Here is a 22,502-nt window from a genome sequence, read left to right as displayed (position 1 = left end):
CGCGCTGCCGGTACCCAAGCGGGGGCACGGGCGACGGGCTGCGGCGGTCGCCCCGGCGTTTGCCGCCGACGCCCTCGGGAAGCCGCAGGGTGACCGCACGACGGCGCCGGCGTGCCCGGCGCCCCGACGGATCGCGAGGATCGCCATGGCTGAGCAGAAGTCCAGGCAGCAGACCCGGACGGCCGAGCAGGAAGAACGCGAACGGGACGCCGAGCGCGGCCGGGACTGGGCGGACGAGGCGGCCCGGGCCCGCACGGCGGACGACCCGGCCGCGATGGCTCCGCGCGACGCGGGGGGCCGGCCCTCCAACGGCCGCCAGTTCTGACCCTTTCCGGCCACGAGGTCGGCGGTACGCCGCCGACCTCGTGGCCGGTCCGTCTGGTCAGCCCTCCTCTGGAAGGTGCAGCAGCGGGGACCGGCCCGGGGGTTGCTCGGGCGCCGGGCCGGGCGGGTCGGGCGTGGGCACCGGGACGGTGACCGGCAGGGAACTGGTCACGGTGATCTTCTCGCCGTGGTGGTGCAGTTCCACCACCGTGTCCGGCCCGCCGTTGCGCAGCGAGTACGTCGTCTGGTGCGGCCGGACGTCCACCCGCAGCCGAAGTGAGCGCCACTGCAACGAGAACTCCAGCCGGCTGAGCCGACTGGACAGGCGCGGCGAGAACGACAGTGTCCCGTCGTGGTCGCGCAGCCCGCCGAAGCCGGAGACCAGCGCGATCCACGCGCCAGCCAGCGAGGCCATGTGCACCCCGTCGCGGGTGTTCTCGTTGAGGTCGTGCAGGTCCATCAGCGCGGCCTCGCGCAGGTAGCGGTGGGCCAGCTCCGGGTGCCCGACCTCGGCCGCCATCACCGCCTGGGTGCAGGCCGACAGCGAGGAGTCCCGGACGGTACGCCGCTCGTAGTAGAGGAAGTTGCGCAGCTTCTCGTCGGCGGTGAAGGCGTCACCCCGCCAGTGCATGGCCAGCACCAGGTCGGCCTGCTTGACCACCTGCTTGCGGTACAGGTCGAAGTACGGGTAGTGCAGCAGCAGCGGGTACTTCTCCGGCGGGGTGTGCTCGAAGTCCCACTCCTGCAACCGGGTGAAACCCTCCACCTGCTGGTGGACCTTCAGCCCCTTGTCGTACGGGATGTACATGGCGTTCGCGGCGTCCCGCCACTGGGCCGCCTCCTCCTCGGTCACCCCGAGGTCGATCGCCTCGTCCCGGTAGCGCATCGCGCAGTCGGCGGCGGTGAGCAGGTTCCGCTGCGCCATCAGGTTGGTGTAGATGTTGTCGTCCTTGACGGCGGTGTACTCGTCGGGCCCGGTCACCCCGTCGACGTGGAACCGACCGCTGCGGTCGTGGTGGCCCAGCGAGCGCCAGAGCCGGGCCGTCTCCACCAGCAGCTCCAGGCCGATCTCCTGCTCCAGCTGGTCGTCGTCGGTGACCAGCAGGTAGCGGCGCAGCGCGTCGGCCACGTCGGCGGCGATGTGGAAGGCGGCGGTGCCGGCCGGCCAGTACGCCGACGACTCGGGGCCCTCGATGGTCCGCCAGGGGAACGCGGCGCCCTGGAGATTCAACGTCTGGGCCCGCTCCTGGGCCTGCCCCAGCGTCGAGTGCCGCCAGTAGAGCGCGTCCCGGACGGCGGACGGCTGGGTGTAGGTGAGCACCGGCAGCACGAACATCTCGGTGTCCCAGAACGCGTGCCCGTCGTACCCGGGGCCGGTCAGGCCCTTGGCCGAGATGGGTCGCCGCTCGGCCCGGACGGCGGCCTGCAGGACGTGGAACAGCCCGAAGCGGACCGCCTGCTGCACCTCCGGGTCGCCCTCGACCCGCACGTCGGCGGCGTCCCAGAACTCGTCGAGGTACTCCCGCTGCTCCCGGCGCAGGCCCTCCCAGCCGTCCAGCCGGGCTGCGGCCAGCGCCGCGCCGACCTGGTCGCGCAGCGCCGGCAGCGACCGCTTGCTCGACCAGCCGTACGTGAGGTACTTGACCACCCGCAGCGTCTCGCCGGGCTTGAGCACGCAGCCGACGGTGGTCCGCACCCAGTCCTCGTAGCCCTCGGACTCGACGGTGAACTTCGCCGGGGCGAACACGTCGTGGCCCATCTCGGCGGCCACCCGCAGGCCGCTGACCTTGGTGCGGTGGATGAGCAGCCCGCCGTCGTCGGTGGTCAGCTCCTCCTCGGCCTGCAACGGCGACTCCAGCACGGCGGCCACCCGCGGGTCGCGGCTCTGCGCCGGCAGCGTCTCGTTGGCGACCAGCTCGGACTGGAGGATCAGGCGCAGCGGCCCGTCCACCGCCTCCACCTCGTAGTTGATCGCGGCGACCGCCCGCTGGGTGAAGGAGACCAGGCGGGTGCTGCGGACCTTGACCTCGCGCCCGGCCGGGGAGCGCCAGTGCATCTCCCGGTGCAGGGTGCCGGCGCGCAGGTCGAGGATCCGCTCGTGGCTCAGCAGCTCGCCGTACCGGACGTCGAGCGGCTCGTCGTCGACCAGCAGCCGGATCAGCTTGCCGTTGGTGACGTTGACGATGGTCTGGCCCGACTCGGGGAAGCCGAAGCCGGCCTCCGCGTACGGCAGCGGGCGCAGCTCGTAGAAGGAGTTGAGGTAGGTGCCGGGCAGGCCGTGCGGCTCCCCCTCGTCGAGGTTGCCGCGCAGCCCCACGTGCCCGTTGGAGAGCGCGAAGACCGACTCGGACTGGGCCAGCACGTCCATGTCGAGCCGGGTCTCCCGGATGTGCCAGGGCTCGACCGGATAGGCGCGTTCGCGGATCATGCCGCCGTCCCCTTCAGCAGGTCGGAGAGGTCGGTGACGACGATGTCGGCGCCTTGGTCGCGCAACTCGTCGGCCTGGCCGACCCGGTCGACGCCGACCACGTAGCCGAAACCGCCGGCCCGCCCGGCGGCCACCCCCGCGAGGGCGTCCTCGAAGACCGCGGCGTTGGCCGGGTCGACCCCGAGCAGCTTCGCGCCGGCCAGGAAGGTGTCCGGGTGCGGCTTGCCGCGCAGCCCCTCGGCCCGCGCCACCAGACCGTCGACCCGCGCCTCGAGCAGGGGTTCCAGGCCGGCGGCGGCGACCACGTCGCGGCAGTTCGCGCTGGCCGAGACCACCGCGCGGCGCAGCCCGGCCGCGACGGCCGCCCGCAGGTACGTCACCGAGCCCGGGTAGACCTCGACCCCGTCGTGGTGGATCCGCTCCAGCAGGACGACGTTCTTGCGGTTGCCGACCCCGTTGACCGTGTCCGCCTCGGGCGGGTCGTTGGGGCTGCCCTCCGGCAGCACCACGCCCCGCGAGGCGAGGAAGGACCGGACCCCGTCGGCGCGGGGCCTGCCGTCCACGTACCGGTTGTAGTCCGGCCCGGGGTCGAAGGGCCGGAACGGCTCACCGGTGGCCGCCGCCCGGCGCGCCAGGAACGCGTCGAAGGTCTGCTTCCAGGCGGCGTTGTGCACCTTGGCGGTCTGCGTCAGCACACCGTCCAGATCGAAGAGACAGGCGGACACATGAGCAGGTAGGCCCAGCACGGTACGAATCTATCCAGCGCACCGCCCGAACAAACCCGTTTCGTCAGGTGCCGGTGCGTCAGCGGTTGGGGCGCAGCGTCCAGACGACGGTCATCGTGCCGGTGACGGTGCCGTCCTCGGTGCCGATCTCCACCTCCACGGGGAACTCCGGCCGCTGCCCGGCGTCGAGCTCGGCGACCACCTCGGCCGGCGTGCGACCGAGCCGGGCGGTGGCCAGCACCGGCCCCATGGCCAGCTTCCGGTACGCGATGTCGGCCCGGACGGCGAGCGGCACCGCGCGGTCGAGCAGGTGGCCGAAGGCGGCCATCACCACCGTGCCGGACGCGGTCTCGCCGAGGGTGAACATGGCTCCGGCGTGCGGACCGCCGACGTGGTTGTGGGTGGTCGGCGTGTCGGGCAGCCGGACCACAGCCCGGACCCCACCGTGGGCCTCCGGGGCGACCTCGACGAACTCGAAGCCGAGGGTACGGGCGAACGGCACGGCCTGGAGCATCCCGGCCGCCACCTGGCGCGAGTCGATGGACATGCCCCGACGTTACTAGCCGGTAACTTTTCCGGCAAGCCACCAGCGACCAGCAATTTCGGGGTCGCCGGCCGCACTCGACCGGCCCGGTCACGGCCCGGTGCCGTCGGCTCAGGTCGAACGGGTCGGGCCCGCGCCTGTCGCCCGCTCACGCGTCACGCCGCGTCACCGCGCGGGTAGCGATCCCCCGGCAAGCGTCATGCCTGACAGGCATATTTATGTCTGTCAGGCATGACGCTCGTGCGGACATCGTCCGGTCGCGCCGAGGGCATCGCCCTCGACGGCGGTGGTCAGAACAGGTTGCCGAGGGTGCGGAGGATCTCCGCGTAGAAGTTGCCCTCGATACTGCGGAACAGCGCGAAGTCCTCGCCCGGGCTGCCGACGAACGGGCGCAGGGTCCAGGCGAGCTGGGTGCCGACGAAGCCGAAGAGCAGGATCCAGACGTACAGCAGGGTCATGCTGGCCGGCCGCTCCGACTCGCCGCGCCGCACCGGCGGGGTGGCCCACGGCCGGCCCGCACCGGCGTACCCCGGCGGCACCATCCCGGGCGGGAAGGCCGCCATCGGGTGGCCGGCCAGCACGACCGGCTGCGCCGGGACGCCGACGGCCGGCTGCGCGGGGACGACGGCCACCGGCTGCGCCTCGGCGGCCGGCGTGGTGCCGTTCGCGCCCGCCCCCACGGCCACCGGCTCCGCGACCGGCTCACCGGACGCCGGCTGGGCCGGTACGGCGGCCGGCGCGGCCGGGGCGGCCACGGCGGCCTGCGTGCCATTGGCAGCGGCGGCGGCCGACGGGGCGAGCAGGCCGTGCGCGTTGAGCACCTGCATCCCGCCGGTGAGGAAGCGCAGCCCGACCACCGCCGACAGCGTCAGGATCGCCACGTTGAGCAGCTTGAAGAAGCCGTAGTCCGGCGCCGTGATCAGGAAGAAGAGGCTGATCGGGGCGAACGCCACCGCCAGCATCGAGGTGACGGTGATCGCCACCATCACCAGGGCCACCGACTGGCGTACCGACAGCCGGGCCCCGAACACCAGGTTGAACAGGTAGAGCGTGGGCAGGCAGATGGCCAGGGTGATGAGGAAGAGCAGCGGCAGCTTGACCGCCGAGGTCAGCGCCATCAGCACGCCGTGGAACGCGCCGAGCACCGCCCCGTAGCAGGCCAGTGCTACGGCGGAGCTGGCCAGCATCCGCCCGGTCAGCGCGTTCAGGTCGTCGTCGGCGACGATCTGCTGCCAGATGCCCTGCCGATCACGCAGGATCCGCTCGATCACGAGCGGGCTCGGACGGTCACCCGACACGGCGGGCCCCTCTCTACAGGCGGTGCTCAGTGGACTGGGTGCGCTGACCGTAGGGCATCGGCCCGGTCGCCCGCAGCCCCGCCCTGACGGCTCAGCGCCAGCCGACGTCGATCCGGTCGCCGCGCTCGTCGAAGAAGTGCAGGGCGTCCATCCGTACGGCGACCGACATCGGGTGACCCGCCGAGATCGCCGGGTACGGGGCGAGGCGTACCGCCAGCTCGGCGGGGCGGCGGTGGTGGCGCCCCGGGTCGGGGAGCACGCTGGTCCGGTTGCCGCCCCCGGTCGGGGCGGAGATCGGCTCCAGCTCGCCGGCCCGGCCGGTGAGCCGCTGCATGACCTGCCCGAACCGGCGCAGCCCGCGCTGCCCGGCCGGTGCGTCGTCGGTCGTGGCGCCCATCTCGTCCACCACGATCGCGGTGGCGCCGATGTCGAGGAAGGCCAGCGACTCGTGCCCGTGGTGCTCCAGGTAGCGGACCCGGCCCTGGAGCACGTCGCCGGAGGTGTCCGGCGCGACCGGCGTCAGCGCCTCGGCCCGCATCCCGATCACGATCCGCTCGCCGTGGTAGTGCGCCACCGCCCGGCTGCGGATGTCGTCCCAGGGCAGGTAGAGCGCCTGCTCGCCGAGGGTGAGGGTCACGTACCGGTCGAGGTGGACGTAGACCGACGCCTCCAGCAGGTTCATCCGGGGGCTGCCCAGGAACGCCGCGACGTACAGGGTGGCCGGCCGGCCGTACACCTGGGTCGGTGTGCCCACGTCCTGGAGGACGCCCTTGCGCATGATGGCGACCCGGTCGGCCATGGTCAGCGCCTCGGCCTGGTCGTGCGTGACGTAGATGGTGGTGACGCCCAGCTCCCGGGTCAGCCCGGAAATCTCCGCGCGCAGCTCGGCGCGCAGGCCGCTGTCCAGGTTGGAGAGCGGCTCGTCCATCAGGAAGAGCCCCGGACGGCGCACTATCGCCCGCCCCATGGCCACCCGCTGCCGCTGGCCGCCGGAGAGCTGGCTCGGCTTGCGGCCGAGGACGTCCCCGATGCCGAGCGCGCCCGCGACGTCCTGCACCCGCTCCCCGCGCGGGGCCGGCTCCACACCGGCCAGTCGCAGCGGGAAGGCGATGTTGTCCCCGACGGTCATGTGCGGATAGAGCGCGAAGTCCTGGAAGACCATGGCGATCCTGCGCTCCCGTGGCGGCAGGTCGTTGGCGACCTCGCCGTCGAGCATCACGGCGCCGGAACTCGGGTCCTCCAGGCCGGCGACCATCCGCAGCACGGTGGACTTGCCGCAGCCCGAGGGACCGAGCAGCACCATGAACTCGCCGTCGTTGACGTCCAGATTGACGCTGTCGACCGCGAGCGTCCCGTCCGGGAACACCTTGGTGACATCCTTGAGCGCGACGGTGGTCACCGTCTCCTCCCCCAGCTCGGCCGAACCCCGCGCTTGACTGTGACGAGCATCATCGGATCAGCACATCGGGTAAACGTGCGATGTTGCGGTCATGACGGTCCTATTACCGGCGGCGGCCCCGTCGACGGGACCACAGCGTCAGGCGGGATCGTCGAGGAAGATCCGACGGACCACCCGCTCCGCGGCGTGCCCGTCGTCCAACGTGCAGAACCGGCCCCGGAACCGCTGTCGCGCCCGCTGGGCCTCCGCCCCGGTCACCGCGCCGGAGCGGAAAAGGTCCAGCAGCTCGGCGAAGGTGAGCGCGACGGCGCCGGGCGGTTCGGCGGTCACGTCGAAGTAGACGCCCCGCGCCAGCGCGTACGCGTCGCGGTCCGGCGCGTACACGACGATCGGGCGGTCCAGGACGGCGTAGTCGAACATCGCCGACGAGTAGTCGGTGACCAGCACGTCGGCCGCGAGATAGAGGTCCTCCACGCAGCGGTGGTCGCTGACGTCGACCGCCCGGCCCCCGGTACGCCGGCGGGCCCGGCCGGCCCGGTCGTGGAAGTAGTGGCTGCGGATCAGCAGCCGCCCCGACGGCCCGAGCACGTCGAGCAACCGCCCCGGGTCGAACGGCGGGCGGTAGCGGGGCAGGTGTTCGCGGTGCGTCGGCGCGTACAGCACCACCCGCTCGTCCGGCCCGATGCCGAGCCGGTCCCGGATCTCCCGGACCTGTTCGGCGGTGGCGGTGACCAGCCGGTCGTTGCGCGGGTAGCCGACCTCCAACGTGGTGTACGAGGCCGGGTAGGCCCGGTCCCACATCTGGGTGGAGAAGCTGTTCGAGGTGATGCTGTAGTCCCAGCGGTCCACCCGGCGCAGCAGCCCGGCGAAGTCCATCCCGCCCGCGCCGAGCGGGAAACGCTGCTGGTCCAGGCCCATCACCTTCACCGGCGTGCCGTGGTGGGTCTGCACGTGCACCGAGCCGGGTCGCTTGCGGACGAAGTCGGGGAAGTTGACGTTGTTCACCAGCCACCGGGCCCGGGCCAGCGTCCGGTAGTAGCCGGGGGTGCCGGCGACCACGTACTCGGTGCCGGGCGGCAGGGTGTCCACCCGGTCCCGCCGGACGATCCACACCCCGCGGACCTGCGGGGCCAGCCGACGGGCGGCGGCGTGGATCGCGGCCGGGTTGCAGGCGTACCCGCGGTACCAGTAGGCGGCGTAGACGGCCAGTGTCGGGTCGATCGGCCGGCGCAGCTCGGCCCGGTAGTACTCGCGCAGCACCGCGTCCCGGGTCAGCCGCGCGGTACGCCGGGCCACCGGCAGCGCCCGCCGGGCGGTGCCGCGGGCCGTCGCTCGGGCCTGGTTCGCCGCGCGCAACGCGCTGAAGGTCCGCCACCGGCCCGCCGCGACCAGCCGGTGCTTGAGCCCTTCCAGCCCGTCCGGCGCGGGGTAGCCCTCGGGCGGCCGGAAGCGCCGGTGGTCGGCGGTCATCTGGGCGAAGAACGCCGGGCGCAGCGCGGGGGCGATCCGTTCGCCGTTGCCGAGCACGGTCAGGTGGTGCCAGGCCATCCGCTCGAAGACCGCCGGGCGCAGCTCGGCCACCGCCGGCCCCCAGCGGTCCATCAGCGCGAACACCCGGTGCCACTGCGCGAAGACCTCGAAGTGCCGGTCTCCCCGGGTCCGGGTGATGGCCCCGGCCCGCCGCTGCCGGTAGTTGACGCAGACCCGGTCGAGCACGGCGATCCGCTCGGCGGCCAGCAGCACCGGATAGGTGAAGGAGACGTCCTCGTACCAGCCGGGGGCGAAGCGCAGCCCGAGGTCGACCAGGAACTCCCGGCGGACCACCCGGTTCCAGGCGGTGTGCAGCAGGTGCAGGGTCTCCGGCCGGTCCCGCAGCCGGAAGGTGGCCTCGCCGGGCGGCTCCGGGAACACCTCGGCCATGGCGCTGCGGGTGGCGGTGTCGTTCCAGTGCGCCCGGACGTGGTCCACCACGAGGACGTCCGGGCGGGCGCCCCGCAGCCGGTCGGCGACCTCGGGCAGGCAGTCCGGGGCGAGCCAGTCGTCGCCGTCGACGAACCAGACGTACTCGCCGACGGCCCGGTCCAGCCCGGCGTTGCGGGCCGGACCGAGCCCGACGTTGCGGGGTAGCCGGAGCACCCGGACCCGGGGGTCGCGGGCGGCGTACTCGTCGAGGATGTCGCCGACGGCGTCCGGCGAGGCGTCGTCGACGCCGATCACCTCGAGGTCGTCGAAGGGCTGCCCGAGGATCGAGTCCAGACACTCACGCAGGTAGCCCTGCACCCGGTAGGCCGGTACGACGAAGCTGATCAGGGCCATCCCGGCCGCCCCCTTGGTCAGCCCGGCGAACCGCCTCCGACCGGAACGGCCGTCACCCGCGCGGCGCGGGCCGGCAGGACGACCCAGGCCAGGACGACACTCGCCACGAATCCCACGAGAAGGTACGTACCGAGTGTAGCCAGACCGATACTCACAATTCCGGCGATCGCCGCCAGCGCCAGCAGCACGGACCGCCCCTCCCAGCCCAGCGTCCAGCGGTGCAGCGGCGGGGCCGCCTGTCGCTTCTCCAGCCGGGCTGTCAGGTCGTAGTGGTGCAGGGTGAGCACGAGAACGTAGCCGAAGACCAGCCAGGCCGGCGCGCCGCCGACCACCCCGACGGCGATGGCGAACAGGTACTCCCCGGCCCGCAGGGCGGCCGGAACCAGCCAGTCCAGCGGCCCGTTGTGCGCCGCGCCGGCCCCCAGCCCGGCGACCAGCAGCACCAGCAGCGCCACCGGCACCCACCAGCGCAGCCCGCCGTCGTCGGTCAGCAGCGCCGCGACCAGCAGCGCCGCCGGGCCCAGCGCCGCCAGCACCGCCAGCGTCAGCGGGCCCATCGGGCGGACCACCGGCAGCCGCGCCGCCAGCGGACCGTCGTCGCGGTGCAGCGTGGCGTCGACCGTGTCGAGCACCGGCACCCACATCCAGCGCGCCCGCAAGGTGCGCAGCGCCCCGGTGTACGCGAACGCCAGCATCCCCCAGACCAGCACCGCGACCAGGCTGACCAGCGGGTTGAACAGCGCCACGGTCAGCGCGATCAGCGCCCACCGCTCGCCGATCGGGAAGACCACTGTGCGCTTCAGCCAGTACGACACCGAGCCGGTGTCGGCCTGCACCCGGGTCGAGGCGGCGTTCAGCCGGTCACCGATCCCACCGCCACCCCCGCCCACCGACGTCTTCGGGCGGCGGGCCGCCTCGTCGTGCAGCACGCCGTACCAGGTGTCGGTCATGTGCCGCACGGTTTGCAGCGTCATCGCGGCGATGGCGAGGGCCCAGCCGTACCGGAAGCCGGCGGCCGTCGCCCCGTAGCCGAGGCCCGCGTAGACCACGTACTCCTTCGCCCGGTCGGCCATCGTGTCCAGCCAGCCGCCCCAGGCGCTGAAGTTCCGGGTGTAGCGGGCCAGCTGGCCGTCCACGCAGTCGAGCACGAAGCCGAGGTAGAGCAGCACCGCCCCGCTGACCAGCGCGGGCCGGCCGCCGACCGCGAACAGCACCGCCGCGGCGACCGCGAAGAGCACCGACAGCATGGTCACGGCGGTCGGGCCGAGGCCGATCCGGGCCGCCGCCTTCGTCACGTACGGCGACCAGGTGCTGACGAAGTAGGTGGTGAAGAAGTCGTCCCGCTCCTTGACTGACAGTCGCAGCTCGGCCTTGTCCTCGTCCACCCCCGCCAGCGCCGCCTCGGCGGCGTGCAGCCCGGCGGCGTCGCCGACCCGGTGCGCCACGAGCAGGCGTACCCGGTGGGCGAAGGTCAGCGTGCCGAGCGCGGTGAGCGCGGCGAAGAGCCCGTCCACGGCGGGCCCGGTCGCGGGCCGGGCGGCGGCGGCCCGGGCGGCGGCCGCCAGCGCCGGCAGGTCCTCCACGCCGACCCGCAGTGCGCCGCCGAAGACGCCGGTGGCGTCGGCCAGTTCCGGCCCGGCCTCGACCACCTGGCCGCGCTCCTCGCGCACGGCCGTGCGGCCGGTGGCCGGCGGGTCGGTGAGCACCAGGGCCACCGTCGGGCCGACCGGGCTGGTCGCCAGGTGCTTCAGTACGGCGGTGTGCGCGACCAGGTCAGCCCCGCTGACGATCACCGGGCCGCTGGCGGCGCCCACCAGGGCGGCCAGCTCGTCCAGGTCGGCGACGGCGCGCACCTCGTCCGCCCCGGCCCGGCGCCACTGGGCGGCCAGCCGGTCGGCGAGCGTCTCCCCGGCGCCGGTGGGCAGGCCCGCGGCCGGCGCACCGGCGGCGAGCACGATCGCGAGCGTCACCGCGGAACCGCGGCGTGGTACGCGTCGAGCGCCTCGGCGACCGTGCCGTCCACGGTCAGCCGCCCGCCGTCGAGGTAGAGCCCCCGACGGCAGAACCGGGTCAGGTCCTTCTCGTTGTGTGACACCAGCACCAAGGTGCGCCCCTCCGCGAGCAATCGGTCGATCGTCGAATAGCACTTCTTGCGGAACTCCGCGTCGCCCACCGCGGTCACCTCGTCCATCAGCAGGATCGGGTGCGGCAGGTGGGAGATGATGGCGAACCCGAGCCGGACCTTCATTCCGGACGAGTAGTGCCGGACCGAGGTGTCGATGGCCCGCTCCACCTGCTCGCCGGCGAACGAGACGATGTCGTCGAAGTTCCGCTTCAGGTACGCCGACGACAGCCCGTGCAGGCCGCCGACGAGGTAGAGGTTCTCCCGCCCGGTGAGGTCGTTGGAGAAACCGGCGGAGAGTTCCAGCAGCGGGGCGACGTCGCCGCGCACCCGGATCCGCCCCTCGTCGGGGATGAGCACCCCGGCGATCAGCCGCAGCAGCGTGCTCTTGCCGGTGCCGTTGCGCCCGATCACGCCGACCGTCTCGCCGGGCTCGACGGTGAAGGAGACGTCCCGCAGCGGCCAGAACTGCCCGGACGCGGCGCCCCGCCCGCCCCGGTGGATGAACAGCTCACGCAGCCTCAGCTGCCGCCGGCGGTTGCGGACGAAGCGGATACCGAGGCCCTCGGCCTCGATGATCGGCGCCACCTCACAGCTCCTTGAGCACGGCGGGTTCGAGCCGGCGGAACGCCCACCAGCCGGCGACCAGCAGCAGCAGGCTGCCGGCGACCGTGGTGGCCAGCAGCCGGGCGTCGGGGAACTCGTCCGGGTACCAGATCGCGTGCTGGAGCTGGAAGATGCCGACCAGCGGGTTGAGCTCGTAGGCGACCTTCACCCAGCCCGGCATCCCGGACTCCCGGACCAGGCTCAGCGGGTAGATGATCGGCGTGGCGTAGAAGAGCACCCGGATGATCAGCCGCATGAAGCGCTCGACGTCGCGCATCAGCACGTTGACCGCCGAGAGCAGCAGCGACAGCCCGACCAGCAGGGTAGCCTGCACCAGCACGGCCAGCGGCAGGGCGAGCAGCGACCAGCCGGGGTGGATCCTGCCGTGCGCGGCGTAGACGGCGGCGACGGCGAAGAGGATGGGCAGGCCGGCGGCGTACTCGGCGAACCGGCCGGTGACCCGGCCGATCGGGAAGACCTGCCGGGGCACGTTCATCGTGGTGATCAGGCGGGACTGCCCGGTCAGCGCGTTGGTCGCCTCGCTCAGCGCCGAACTGGTCCACATCCAGGCGAAGATGCCGGTGATCAGGAAGAGCGGGTACGACTCGGCGGCCTGCCCGAGGTGCTGCTCCGTGTCGCCGGAGTAGAGCACGCCGAAGACGAAGAAGTAGATCGCCCCCATGCCCAGCGGTTCGATCAGCGACCAGAAGTAGCCGAGCACCGACTGCTGGTACTTCACCGCGAGGTCCCGCTTGACCAGGATCCGCAGCGAGTTGCGGTGCGACCACAACGCCGCGACGCCAGCGGTCACCGTCGCCTCCCGCCTCCCAGGACGGACGACAGGTTAGCAGTCGGTGAACGAACGCCCCTCAGCACTCGATCACGTTGACGGCCAGGCCGCCGCGCGCCGTCTCCTTGTACTTGACCTTCATGTCGGCGCCCGTCTCCCGCATGGTCTTGATGACCTTGTCCAGCGAGACGGCGTGCACCCCGTCCCCACGCAGCGCCAGCCGGGTGGCGGTGATCGCCTTGATGCTAGCCACCGCGTTCCGCTCGATGCACGGGATCTGCACCAGCCCCCCGACCGGGTCGCAGGTCAGCCCGAGGTTGTGCTCCATGCCGATCTCGGCGGCGTTCTCCACCTGCGCCGGCGTGCCACCGAGGGCCTCGGCCAGCCCGGCGGCGGCCATCGAGCAGGCCGAGCCGACCTCGCCCTGGCAGCCGACCTCGGCGCCGGAGATCGAGGCGTTCTCCTTGAACAGCACGCCGATCGCGCCGGCGGCCAGCAGGAAGCGGACCACCCCGTCGTCGCTGGCGTCCGGCGTGAACCGGGTGTAGTAGTGCAGCACCGCGGGGATGATCCCGGCCGCGCCGTTGGTCGGGGCGGTCACCACCCGACCGCCGGCGGCGTTCTCCTCGTTGACGGCGAGGGCGAAGAGCGTCACCCAGTCCATCGCGCGCAGCGGGTCGGTGGAGTCGGTCTCCGCCTCCAGGCTCCGGCGCAGCTCGGCGGCGCGGCGGCGAACCTTCAACCCACCGGGCAGGACGCCGTCGTGCTCGCAGCCGGCCACCACGCACTCCCGCATCACCCGCCAGATCTCCAGCAGGCCGGCCCGCACGTCGGCCTCGCTGCGCCAGGAGCACTCGTTGGCCAGCATCACCTCGCTGATCGACAGCCCGGTCGAGGCGGTCACGTCGAGCAGTTCGGCGCCGGTGTAGAAGGGGTACCGCACCCGGGTCGTGTCGGGCTTGATCCGGTCCGCCCCGGCGGCCGCCTCGTCCACCACGAACCCGCCGCCCACGGAGTAGTAGGTACGGGCCCTGACCTGCGCGCCGGCGGCGTCGTAGGCCGCGAACGTCATCCCGTTCGGGTGGTACGGCAGCGACCGGCGGCGGTGCAGCACCAGGTCCCGGTCCGGGTCGAAGTCGATCTCCTGCACGCCGAGCAGGTGCAGCCGGCCCTCGGCGCGGATCGCGGCGACCCGGGGGCCGACGGTGTCGGTGTCGACCGTCTCCGGCGCCTCGCCCTCCAGCCCCAGCAGCACGGCCGGGCCACTGCCGTGCCCGTGCCCGGTGGCGCCGAGCGACCCGAACAGTTCGGCCTGGACCCGGACGACGTCGGCGAGCAGTCCGTCGCCCTTCAACCCGGCGACGAACGTCCGCGCGGCCCGCATCGGGCCCACGGTGTGCGAGCTGGACGGCCCGATGCCGACGCTGAAGAGGTCGAAAACACTGATCATGGCTGCACTTTCCTCGCCGTCGCGCCCGGTGGTGCCGGGTCCGACCCGGGTTCCGCCCGCCGGGGTCTCCGGCGGCCGGCGGCACCGCCCGGGGTGGTGGACGGCATCCGACCGGCGAGCCTACCCGCCCGCCGCACCTCCCGCCCTTCCGCCGCAGGTGACGACACATCCCGCCACCCTCCGCCACCCTCACCGGGCCGCGGCCCGGCCGGCGTCTTCGCCCGGGACGCGGCGCGGTTTGCGGCGAGTCGCGGTGTCCGCCGGCCCGGACACCGCGATTTGCGGCGTGTCGCGGTGACCGTCGCCCGGGACACCGCGACACGCCGCAAACGGCGAGACGGGCCGCGGGCCGCCATCAGCCGCGCGGAGGCGCGCCGCGACTTGCTGCGAGTCGCGGTGTCCGCCGGCCCGGACACCGCGACACACCGCAAACGGTGAGACGGGCCGCGGGCCAGCATCGGCCGCGACGGAGGGTGGCGCCGCGACTTGCGGCGAGTCGCGGTATCAGCCGGCCCGGACACCGCGACACGCCGCAAACCGTGCGGGCGGCGCGGCGGGACGCAGGGGCGGTGGGGCGTCGGGCGGGGGCGGCGCGGGTAACCACCTACGGGTACGGGGCCGCCGGATCCGTCTTCGGACGGAGGGCGCGGTGGCCACCCCTTCCTACCGTTGATTCCAGAGCGGCGGATCGCCGCAGAGTGGGAGTACGACGATGAGTCGCAAACTGGTCCGGCCCCGCGAGGGGCGCATGCTCGCCGGCGTCTGCGCCGGCCTGGCCCGCCGGTTCAACACCTCGGCGTTCATGATCCGGCTGCTGTTCCTGCTGTCGCTGCTGCTGCCCGGCACCCAGGTGATCGTGTACCTGGTGCTCTGGGTGCTGATGCCGAACGAGGACCGCGCCGCCACCCGCTACTGACCTTCCCGCACGGCAGCGCCCGCCCCGACATCTCGGGGCGGGCGCTGCCGGTTGTGGGTCAGGGGGCGGTGTAGGTGACGGTGACCTTCTCGTAGCCGAGCGAGCGGAGCAGGCCCTCCAGCATCTTGCGGGTGTTCTCCTCGGCGCGCTGGGTCAGCCCGCTGTCGCGCGCCGCCGCGGTGATCCGTTCCTCGGCGAGCTGGTAGACCTGCTGCTGCCGGTTGGGGTCACCGTTGACCAGTTCGCCGAGCCGGTTGAGCAGGCCGCGCTCCTCGGCGAAGACGTAGCTCTTCTGCAGGTCGAGGTTCGTCTTGCCGAGCTGCGGCGCCGGCAGCTTGATCTCGACGGACTTGCCGTCGGCGGACTCGACCACCGCCCCCTCGGAGATCTTGGTGAAGTCGACGTACGCCTCCACGCTGCCGGCCCCGACGAAGAGGGTCCGCTGCTTGAGCAGAAACTCGGGCACGTTGTTGCGGTCGTTCTGCAGGTCGACCACGACCTGGAAGTTGCCCTCGGCGGCGACGTAGCGGCTGAGGTCCTGGATCGACTTGAGCAGCGGCGGCTGGCTGCGGTCGGTCTGCTCCTTGGCGAAGGGATTGCGGAAGTCGGGGAAGATCCCGGTCGCCTGGGCGCCGAGCAGCACCACCACCGCCAGCGCCGCCGCGCCCAGCACCATGAGCAGGCCCCGGGCGGGCCCGCCGGTAGGCGCCGAACCGCCCGGCCGCGGCGGGGAGGTGTCGTCCGACCGGGCCGGAAGGGTGTCGGCGGTCGGGTAGCCGGGGAACTCCCTGGTGGGCTCGTTGATGTCACCGTCGCGGGCCATGGCCCTCACCGTCCTCGTCAGACACGTCGTCTAGCGATGACGGTACGGGCCGGATACGACACCCGCGCGTCGAGCGACCCGATCGGGTGAAGCCCCGGCTCAGGCGAAGGCGGAGAGCCCGGTCAGCTTCTGCCCGATGACCAGCTGGTGGATCTCCGAGGTGCCCTCGTAGGTCAGCACGCTCTCCAGGTTGTTGGCGTGCCGCATCACCGGGTACTCGCCCGAGACGCCGTTCGCGCCGAGGATCGTCCGGCACTGGCGGGCGATCGCCAGCGCCTCCCGCACGTTGTTCAGCTTGCCCACGCTGACCTGCTCCGGGCGCAGCTTCCCGGCGTCGGCGAGCCGGCCCAGGTGCAGCGCCAGCAGGTAGCCCTTGTTCCACTCGACGGCCATGTCGGCGAGCTTGGCCTGGGTCAGCTGGAAGCCGGCCAGCGGCCGGCCGAACTGGGTCCGGGTGGTCGCGTAGTCCAGCGCCGTCGACAGGCAGTCGCGGGCCGCGCCGAGCGCGCCCCAGACGATGCCGTGCCGGGCCTCGGTCAGGCAGCTCAGCGGGGCCTTCAGCCCGATCGCCCCGGGCAGCTGGGCGTCCGCCGGCAGCCGGACGTCGTCGAGAGCGATCTCGCCGGTCAGCGAGGCGCGCAGCGACATCTTCTGCCGGATCTCGCGCGCCGTCACCCCCGGCGTGTCCATGGGTACGGCGAAACCGCGTACCCCCTCGTCGGTGCGCGCCCAGATCACGCCGACCTCCGCGATCGGCGCGTTGGTGATCCACATCTTGGCGCCGTTGAGCACCCAGTCGTCGCCGTCGCGGCGCGCCCTGGTGGCCATCGAGGCCGGGTCGGAGCCGTGGTCCGGCTCGGTCAGGCCGAAGCAGCCGATCGCCTCGCCGGCCGCCATCGCCGGCAGCCAGCGCTGCTTCTGCTCCTCGCTGCCGTAGCGCCAGATGGCGTACATGGCGAGCGAGCCCTGCACCGAGACCAGCGAGCGGATGCCGGAGTCGCCGGCCTCCAGCTCCAGGCAGGCCAGCCCGTACGCGACCGCCGAGGCGCCGGCGCAGCCGTACCCGGTCAGGTGCATGCCGAGCAGGCCGAGCTTGCCGAACTCCCGGGCCAGCTCGCGGGCCGGCACGTGGCCCTGCTCGTACCAGTCGGCGACGTGCGGGCGTACCCGGTCGTCGACGAGCTGGCGCACGACGGCGCGGATCTGCCGCTCCTCCTCGCTCAGCGAGGCATCCACGTCGAGCAGGTCCAGGGGTGCGGTCATGGGGGCCACCTTAACGAGTCGTCAGGAGGGCGTCATCCCTCCTGGCCGCCGAGCACCAGCACCCGGGCGTGGATCTGGTTGCGCTGCTGCAACGCCGCGCGCAGCGCCCGGTGCAGCCCGTCCTCCAGGTAGAGCCCGCCGTTCCACTGCACGACGTGCGGGAAGAGGTCACCGTAGAAGGTCGAGTCCTCGGCGAGGAGCTTGTCCAGCGCCAGCTCCCGCTTGGTGGTGATGAGCTGGTCCAGCCGCAGCGGGCGCGGCGGGATCTCCGCCCACTGCTTGAGCGTGAAGTTGTGCTCCGGGTACGGACGCCCGTCCCGGACCGCTCTGAAGATCACGGCACGCTCCCCTCCCCGTGGCCGGGCCGACCGTCGGCGCGGAGCCGGGTCACGCCGTGGTGCCGCGCGGTGCGGCACCGATGACCGTGCCAGCCTAACCGCCTCCGCCACACTGCGTTTTACTCCCTCATGTCGGTTTCGCTACCGCCGATACCCACCCGGGACCGCATGAACCACGCTCAACTCCACCGGCCGCGCCGGACCACCTCGCCGACCGGGCGACGCCCCCGACGCAGTGACGGTGACCGGTGGTCGGGCGCCCGGTAACCCACGGTCACCGCGCCGATCGGCTGGTACTCCTCGGGCACCCCGAACGCCTCCCGGTAGGCGTCCAGCCGCTGCGGCGGGATGCCGAAGAAGCAGGCCCCCAGCCCCTCGTCGACTGCGGTGAGCAGCATGAGCAGCGCGGCGAAGCCGGTGTCGACGTACCAGTAGGGCACCGGCCAGCGCTCCGCCGCCCGGTCCGCCCAGCCCTTGTCCGGCTCGGCGTACCGCTCCAGGTAGGCGGAGCGGTTGGCGTGCGGCACCACGATCAGCGGGGCCCGGCGCATCCCGGCCAGCCAGCGCTCCCGGCCGCCGCCGCCCGGGGTGGCCGCCGTCCAGAACAGCTCCCGGTCCTCCGGGGTCTCCAGCACCAGGAAGCCCCAGCCCTGCGCGAACCCGGCCGACGGCGCCCGCACCGCGTGGTCGAGTAACCGGTCCACCACGTCCGGCGGGACGGGACGGTCCGGGTCGTAGTTGCGCACCATCCGCCGTCGCCGGACGACCTCGCCGAACTCCATGCCCCCGCCGCTCAGACGCCGGGCCGCAGGCCCCAGGCGCCCTGCCAGGTGCCGCCGGGCTTCAGCGTGATCAGGTCCTTGCCGGAGCGGAACGCGTCCGCCGGGCAGGTCATCGGCTCCACCGCCACCGACCGCCGGTGCCGCTCCCCGGTCAGCGTGTCCCCGGTGAAGACCTGCCACCAACCGAACTCCCGGTCCGCCCAGATGTGCAGCACGGCGGAGCCGTCCGGGGCGGCCAGGGTCACCGCCGAGCCCCCGTCGGCGTCCCGCACCAGGTCGCCGAAGGCCAGGTCGAGCACCGCGTCGCCGATCGGGCGGGGCTCGGTGAAGTCGTACTCGGTGCCGGCCACCGGGGTGGCGGCGACGGGGAGCAGGCGGCCGTCCAGCAGCACCCGGATCCGCCCCGGTACGCGCAGCGCCACCTCGTCCACCGGCACGCCGGGCAGCCGCAGGTAGGGGTGCATCGAGTAGCCGTACGGGGCGTCCTCCGCGCCGAGGTTCGTCACCTCGTGCTCGACCCGCAGGCCGTCCGCGCCGACGCTCCACCGGTTCCGCAGCCGCAGCGGCCACGGGTAGCCCGGGGTCGGCGGCAGGTCGTACCCGACGGTGACCGCGTCGGCGGACTGCTCGACCAGGTGCCACGACACCCAGTTGACCAGGCCGTGGATCGCGTTGCGCCGGGCCGGCTCGCTCAGGTCGAGCTGCAACGAGCGCTCCCCGAAGGTGTACTGACCGTCGCGGATCCGGTTCGGCCAGGGCGCCAGCACCTGCCCGGCCGAGCCGGGGGAGATCTCGTCGGCGGCGTACCCGTCGACGTAGTCCACGCCGTCGTGCCGGTACGACCGCAGCCCACCGCCGACCTCGACGATGACCGCCTCGTGGCCGTCGGCGGCAATGGTCCACTGTGTCCCGGACGGCGGGCGGGTTCCGGCCTTCTCCATGTCTGGCGACCTTAGTCGCCCGCCCCCGCCCCCGTCGGACCAGCCGAGCCGCTTCCCGCCCAGCGGTCGCCCGGTCCGCCGCGTCCCGCCCGCCGGCCGCGGACGGTTCAGTCCCGGTCGGCGGCCGGGGTGGCCCGGTAGCGCAGCAGCGCCGGGAAGACCACCACCAGCGCGACGGCGAGCACCGCGGAGACCAGGCCCCCGCCCACCCAGGCCACGCCGGTGCCGAACCCGGCCGCCACCGCGCCGGCGCGCAGGTCGCCCAGGCGCGGCCCGCCGGCGATGACCACCGTGTTGACGCCCTGGAGCCGGCCGCGCATCCGGTCCGGCGCGTAGACCAGCAGCATCGACTGCCGGATCACCGCGCTGACCAGGTCGGACGCTCCGGCGAGGGCGAGCAGCAGCACCACCAGCCAGAGCTGGCGGGCCAGCCCGGCCGCGGCCACCGCGAGGCCCCAGCCGACCACCGCCACCACCAGCACCAGGCCCTGCCGGCGGAGCCGACCGATCCAGCCGGAGGTGAGCCCCCCGAGCATCGCGCCGAGCGAGATCGCGCCGTACAGCCAGCCGACCGCCGCGGCGCCGCCGAACCGCTCCTCGGCCACCTCGGGGAAGAGCGCCCGGGGCATGGCCAGGATCATCGCGATCAGGTCGATGGCGAACGAGAGCATCAGCACCGGCGTGGTGGCCAGGTAGCGGAGCCCGTCGACGATGCTGGCCAGGCCGGCCCTGCGCGGGCTGCCGTCGCCGTCCGGGTCCGGCTCGGGCGGCAGCGCCGGCATCCGTACGGTCGCCCAGACGGCGGCGGTGAACAGGACCGTGTCCAGGCCGTACGCGATCGGCAGCGCGACGTCGGTCCGCCAGCTCGCGAAGATCAGCCCGGCCAGCAGCGGCCCGGCCACCGACGCGGCGGTGTACGTGGTGAAGTTCAGCGTGCTCGCGGCCGGCACCAGCTCGGCCGGGACGAGTCGGGGAAGGCTCGCCGTGCGGGCCGCCCCGCTGACCGCGAAGCCGACCGACTGGAGCGCCACCAGGGCCAGCAGCAGCACCGGACTGCCCACCCGGAGCACCGCCTGCAGCAGCAGCGCCAGCATCGACGCCCAGAGCAGCGCCTGGCTGGCCAGCAGCACGCCCCGCCGGTCCCGGGCGTCGGCGATCGCCCCGCCCCAGAGCCCGAAGACCAGCAGCGGCAGGAACGCGGCGATCCCGAGCAGGCCGACCCAGAACGAGTCCCGGGTCAGCGCGTACATCTCCACCGGCACGGCCACCGCCGTGAACTGGAAGCCGAGCATGGCGATGCCGCCGCCGAGCCAGATCCGCCGGAACTCGGGCACCGCCAGCGGACGCAGGTCGATCGCCCAGCGGCGCGCCCCGCGCGACCGGGTCTCCTTGGTCGCGGTCACGGGGCCAACCGCTCCACGACCCAGTCGCCGCCGTCGGCCCGGCGGAACCGCAGCCGGTCGTGCAGCCGGCTCACCCGCCCCTGCCAGAACTCCACCGACTCGGGCCGGACCCGGAAGCCGCCCCAGTGCGGCGGCGCGGGGATCTGCGCCACGTCCGCGAAGCGCGCCACCACCGCCTCGTACGCCTCGTCCAGCGCCGCCCGGTCTCCGATCACCCGGGACTGGGCGCTGGCCCAGGCCCCGAGCTGCGACCCGCGCGGCCGGCTGGCGAAGTACGCCTCGGTCTCCGCCCGGTCGACCCGCTCCACCGGACCGGCGACGACCACCTGCCGCTGCATCGGGAACCAGGGGAAGACCAGGCTGGCGTGCGGGTTGGCGGTCGCCTCGCCGCCCTTGCGGGAGGTGTAGTTGGTGTAGAAGACGAAGCCCTCCGGGTCGTAGCCCTTGAGCAGCACGGTGCGGCCACTGGGGCGGCCGGCGGCGTCGGCGGTGCCGACGACCATCGCGTTCGGCTCGGGCAGCCCGGCGGCGACCGCGTCGGCGAACCAGCGGTCGAACTGGGTGTACCAGTCCGCGGCCAGATCGGCCTCCGAAAGGCCCAGGTCGGCGGCGTAATCGTTACGCATGGCCGCCGGCGGCGGTGTGTCGCCCGTCACGTTCCTTCTCCCCCTCGCGGCGGCGCCCGCGTCCCCCGACGCTGGCCAGCCCCCACCGCACAGTCTCACCGACGACGTGACGAGATCCACCGGAGGGACTGTCACGTGCGGCACAGTCGCAGCGGGTCGCGCATTTGGTTACCGAGCAGGCAAGATGTCACGAAACCATCCCTGAGGGTCGCCTAAGGTCTGGGCCGGACTGAGCCCGCGAGGGCGCACCGAGCCGGAAGCCAGGAGACGACATGTCTGACTTCAAACCGGGCCTGGAGGGCGTCGTAGCCTTCGAGACCGAGATCGCCGAACCGGACCGCGAGGGTGGCGCGCTGCGCTACCGCGGCGTCGATATCGAGGATCTGATCGGTCAGGTCTCCTTCGGCAACGTCTGGGCGCTGCTGGTCGACGGGCGGTTCGGCCCGGGCCTGCCGCCGGCGGAGCCGTTCCCGGTGCCGGTGCACTCCGGCGACATCCGCGTCGACGTGCAGTCCGCGGTCGCCATGCTGGCCCCGTACTGGGGGCTGGACCAGCTGCTGGACATCTCCGACGAGCAGGCCCGCGAGGACCTGGCCCGGGTCTCGGTCACCGCGCTGTCCTTCGTCGCCCAGTCGGCTCGCGGCCTCGGCCTGCCCGCCGTGCCGCAGAAGGAGATCGACAAGGCCGAGACGATCGTCGAGCGCTTCATGAAGCGCTGGCGGGGCGAGCCGGACCCGCGGCACGTCAAGGCCGTCGACGCCTACTTCATCTCGGCCGCCGAGCACGGCCTGAACGCCTCCACCTTCACCACCCGGATCGTCGCCTCCACCGGCGCCGACGCCGCGGCCTGCATCTCCTCCGGCATCGGCGCGCTCTCCGGCCCGCTGCACGGCGGCGCCCCGAGCCGGGTGCTGAGCATGCTGGAGGCCGTCGAGCGCAGCGGCGACGCCGAGGGGTACGTCAAGGGCGTCCTCGACCGCGGCGAGCGGCTGATGGGCTTCGGCCACCGGGTCTACCGGGCCGAGGACCCGCGCGCCCGCGTGCTGCGCCGGACCGCCAAGGAGCTGGGCGCGCCGCGCTTCGAGATCGCCGAGGCGCTGGAGAAGGCCGCGCTGGCCGAGCTCCAGGCCCGCCGCCCGGACCGGGTGCTCGCCACCAACGTCGAGTTCTGGTCGGCCGTGGTGCTGGACTTCGCCGAGGTGCCCGCGCACATGTTCACCTCGATGTTCACCTGCGCCCGGATGGGCGGCTGGAGCGCGCACATCCTGGAGCAGAAGAAGCTCCAGCGGCTGGTCCGGCCGTCCGCCCGCTACGTCGGGCCGGGCAGCCGCAAGCCCAGCGAGGTCGAGGGCTGGGACGCCATCCCGCACGGCGTCTGATCCGCGTACCCGTCGAAGGGGCCCCGTCC

Annotated in this window: 20 protein-coding genes; 3 read left to right on the top strand and 17 right to left on the bottom strand. The window is 73.2% G+C overall.

All coding sequences use genetic code 11. From position 1 onward, the window contains the following. Positions 1-145 precede the first annotated feature (145 nt). Entirely contained in the window at positions 146-325 is a 180-nt protein-coding gene (locus ACTMTB_RS27010) for a hypothetical protein (protein WP_441149011.1), read from the top strand. A 57-nt stretch (positions 326-382) separates the two neighbouring features. Here ACTMTB_RS27010 and ACTMTB_RS27005 read toward each other — a convergent pair whose 3' ends face one another. The 10 genes from ACTMTB_RS27005 to ACTMTB_RS26960 form a co-directional block, all read right to left on the bottom strand. Beyond that, positions 383-2,752, bottom strand: a complete 2,370-nt coding sequence (locus tag ACTMTB_RS27005; RefSeq protein ID WP_441149010.1) for a glycoside hydrolase family 65 protein — start codon at positions 2,750-2,752, stop codon at positions 383-385. Further along, a complete protein-coding gene (locus ACTMTB_RS27000) occupies positions 2,749-3,498 on the bottom strand; it encodes a beta-phosphoglucomutase family hydrolase (RefSeq protein ID WP_441149009.1) in 750 nt (249 codons plus the stop codon). Before ACTMTB_RS27000 ends, ACTMTB_RS27005 begins: the two co-directional genes overlap by 4 nt. Before the next feature lie 58 nt (positions 3,499-3,556). Then, on the bottom strand, positions 3,557-4,024 hold the full coding sequence (locus ACTMTB_RS26995; protein ID WP_441149008.1) for a DUF4442 domain-containing protein: 468 nt from the start codon (positions 4,022-4,024) through the stop codon (positions 3,557-3,559). Positions 4,025-4,311: 287 nt separating this feature from the next. Further along, positions 4,312-5,319, bottom strand: a complete 1,008-nt coding sequence (locus ACTMTB_RS26990) for a hypothetical protein (RefSeq protein ID WP_441149007.1) — start codon at positions 5,317-5,319, stop codon at positions 4,312-4,314. 91 nt (positions 5,320-5,410) lie between these two features. Continuing rightward, positions 5,411-6,718, bottom strand: coding sequence for an ABC transporter ATP-binding protein (locus ACTMTB_RS26985; protein ID WP_441149006.1), 1,308 nt, complete (start codon positions 6,716-6,718; stop codon positions 5,411-5,413). A gap of 138 nt (positions 6,719-6,856) precedes the next feature. After that, entirely contained in the window at positions 6,857-9,034 is a 2,178-nt protein-coding gene (locus ACTMTB_RS26980; RefSeq protein WP_441149005.1) for a bifunctional glycosyltransferase/CDP-glycerol:glycerophosphate glycerophosphotransferase, read from the bottom strand. 17 nt (positions 9,035-9,051) lie between these two features. Further along, positions 9,052-11,004, bottom strand: coding sequence for a DUF5941 domain-containing protein (locus ACTMTB_RS26975; protein WP_441149004.1), 1,953 nt, complete (start codon positions 11,002-11,004; stop codon positions 9,052-9,054). Then, positions 11,001-11,744, bottom strand: coding sequence for an ABC transporter ATP-binding protein (locus ACTMTB_RS26970; RefSeq protein ID WP_154940058.1), 744 nt, complete (start codon positions 11,742-11,744; stop codon positions 11,001-11,003). The genes ACTMTB_RS26975 and ACTMTB_RS26970 overlap by 4 nt, the downstream gene beginning before the upstream one ends. A 1-nt stretch (position 11,745) precedes the next feature. Further along, on the bottom strand, positions 11,746-12,573 hold the full coding sequence (locus tag ACTMTB_RS26965) for an ABC transporter permease (RefSeq protein WP_441149003.1): 828 nt from the start codon (positions 12,571-12,573) through the stop codon (positions 11,746-11,748). A 58-nt stretch (positions 12,574-12,631) separates the two neighbouring features. Further along, the gene (locus tag ACTMTB_RS26960; protein ID WP_441149002.1) at positions 12,632-14,002 is read right to left on the bottom strand and encodes an L-serine ammonia-lyase; all 1,371 of its coding nucleotides are present in this window, start codon (positions 14,000-14,002) and stop codon (positions 12,632-12,634) included. 712 nt (positions 14,003-14,714) lie between these two features. Between ACTMTB_RS26960 and ACTMTB_RS26955 the strand changes: the two genes are divergently transcribed. After that, positions 14,715-14,918, top strand: coding sequence for a PspC domain-containing protein (locus tag ACTMTB_RS26955; protein WP_154940064.1), 204 nt, complete (start codon positions 14,715-14,717; stop codon positions 14,916-14,918). A gap of 58 nt (positions 14,919-14,976) precedes the next feature. Here the strand turns inward: ACTMTB_RS26955 and ACTMTB_RS26950 are convergent, their stop codons facing one another. The 7 genes from ACTMTB_RS26950 to pdxH all read right to left on the bottom strand — a co-directional run bounded on the left by ACTMTB_RS26950 (position 14,977) and on the right by pdxH (position 21,094). Continuing rightward, the gene (locus ACTMTB_RS26950; protein ID WP_441149001.1) at positions 14,977-15,741 is read right to left on the bottom strand and encodes a DUF4230 domain-containing protein; all 765 of its coding nucleotides are present in this window, start codon (positions 15,739-15,741) and stop codon (positions 14,977-14,979) included. A 99-nt stretch (positions 15,742-15,840) separates the two neighbouring features. Further along, positions 15,841-17,004 carry an acyl-CoA dehydrogenase family protein gene (locus ACTMTB_RS26945; RefSeq protein ID WP_441149000.1) on the bottom strand — a complete coding sequence of 388 codons (1,164 nt, stop codon included), beginning with the start codon at positions 17,002-17,004 and terminating at the stop codon, positions 15,841-15,843. 32 nt (positions 17,005-17,036) lie between these two features. Continuing rightward, a complete protein-coding gene (locus ACTMTB_RS26940; protein ID WP_154940070.1) occupies positions 17,037-17,342 on the bottom strand; it encodes a type II toxin-antitoxin system VapB family antitoxin in 306 nt (101 codons plus the stop codon). 179 nt (positions 17,343-17,521) lie between these two features. Next, positions 17,522-18,124 carry a nitroreductase family protein gene (locus tag ACTMTB_RS26935; RefSeq protein WP_154940072.1) on the bottom strand — a complete coding sequence of 201 codons (603 nt, stop codon included), beginning with the start codon at positions 18,122-18,124 and terminating at the stop codon, positions 17,522-17,524. 11 nt (positions 18,125-18,135) lie between these two features. Continuing rightward, positions 18,136-19,065 (bottom strand): aldose 1-epimerase family protein, encoded by a 930-nt coding sequence (locus ACTMTB_RS26930; RefSeq protein ID WP_441148999.1) that lies wholly within the window; start codon positions 19,063-19,065, stop codon positions 18,136-18,138. A 107-nt stretch (positions 19,066-19,172) separates the two neighbouring features. Further along, the gene (locus tag ACTMTB_RS26925) at positions 19,173-20,468 is read right to left on the bottom strand and encodes an MFS transporter (protein WP_441148998.1); all 1,296 of its coding nucleotides are present in this window, start codon (positions 20,466-20,468) and stop codon (positions 19,173-19,175) included. Next, on the bottom strand, positions 20,465-21,094 hold the full coding sequence (pdxH, locus tag ACTMTB_RS26920) for a pyridoxamine 5'-phosphate oxidase (protein ID WP_441149133.1): 630 nt from the start codon (positions 21,092-21,094) through the stop codon (positions 20,465-20,467). The genes ACTMTB_RS26925 and pdxH overlap by 4 nt, the downstream gene beginning before the upstream one ends. A gap of 272 nt (positions 21,095-21,366) precedes the next feature. On the opposite strand from pdxH, the gene ACTMTB_RS26915 reads away from it, so the two are divergent. Continuing rightward, entirely contained in the window at positions 21,367-22,473 is a 1,107-nt protein-coding gene (locus ACTMTB_RS26915; RefSeq protein ID WP_280839119.1) for a citrate synthase 2, read from the top strand. Positions 22,474-22,502 lie beyond the last annotated feature (29 nt).

The organism is Micromonospora sp. L32 (assembly GCF_052068055.1).
In the GTDB taxonomy this organism is placed as follows: domain Bacteria; phylum Actinomycetota; class Actinomycetes; order Mycobacteriales; family Micromonosporaceae; genus Micromonospora; species Micromonospora purpureochromogenes.
This window is presented reverse-complemented; position numbering and strand designations above follow the sequence as displayed.

Excerpts from the sequence above, each read along its gene's own strand:
- ACTMTB_RS26955 (WP_154940064.1), top strand. The coding sequence starts at position 14,715 with ATGAGTCGCAAACTGGTCCGGCCCCGCGAGGGGCGCATGCTCGCCGGC.
- ACTMTB_RS26950 (WP_441149001.1), bottom strand. The coding sequence starts at position 15,741 with ATGGCCCGCGACGGTGACATCAACGAGCCCACCAGGGAGTTCCCCGGC.
- ACTMTB_RS26935 (WP_154940072.1), bottom strand. The coding sequence starts at position 18,124 with ATGGAGTTCGGCGAGGTCGTCCGGCGACGGCGGATGGTGCGCAACTAC.
- ACTMTB_RS26930 (WP_441148999.1), bottom strand. The coding sequence starts at position 19,065 with ATGGAGAAGGCCGGAACCCGCCCGCCGTCCGGGACACAGTGGACCATT.
- ACTMTB_RS26945 (WP_441149000.1), bottom strand. The coding sequence starts at position 17,004 with ATGACCGCACCCCTGGACCTGCTCGACGTGGATGCCTCGCTGAGCGAG.
- ACTMTB_RS27005 (WP_441149010.1), bottom strand. The coding sequence starts at position 2,752 with ATGATCCGCGAACGCGCCTATCCGGTCGAGCCCTGGCACATCCGGGAG.
- pdxH (WP_441149133.1), bottom strand. The coding sequence starts at position 21,094 with ATGCGTAACGATTACGCCGCCGACCTGGGCCTTTCGGAGGCCGATCTG.
- ACTMTB_RS26995 (WP_441149008.1), bottom strand. The coding sequence starts at position 4,024 with ATGTCCATCGACTCGCGCCAGGTGGCGGCCGGGATGCTCCAGGCCGTG.
- ACTMTB_RS27010 (WP_441149011.1), top strand. The coding sequence starts at position 146 with ATGGCTGAGCAGAAGTCCAGGCAGCAGACCCGGACGGCCGAGCAGGAA.
- ACTMTB_RS26915 (WP_280839119.1), top strand. The coding sequence starts at position 21,367 with ATGTCTGACTTCAAACCGGGCCTGGAGGGCGTCGTAGCCTTCGAGACC.
- ACTMTB_RS26980 (WP_441149005.1), bottom strand. The coding sequence starts at position 9,034 with ATGGCCCTGATCAGCTTCGTCGTACCGGCCTACCGGGTGCAGGGCTAC.
- ACTMTB_RS26960 (WP_441149002.1), bottom strand. The coding sequence starts at position 14,002 with ATGATCAGTGTTTTCGACCTCTTCAGCGTCGGCATCGGGCCGTCCAGC.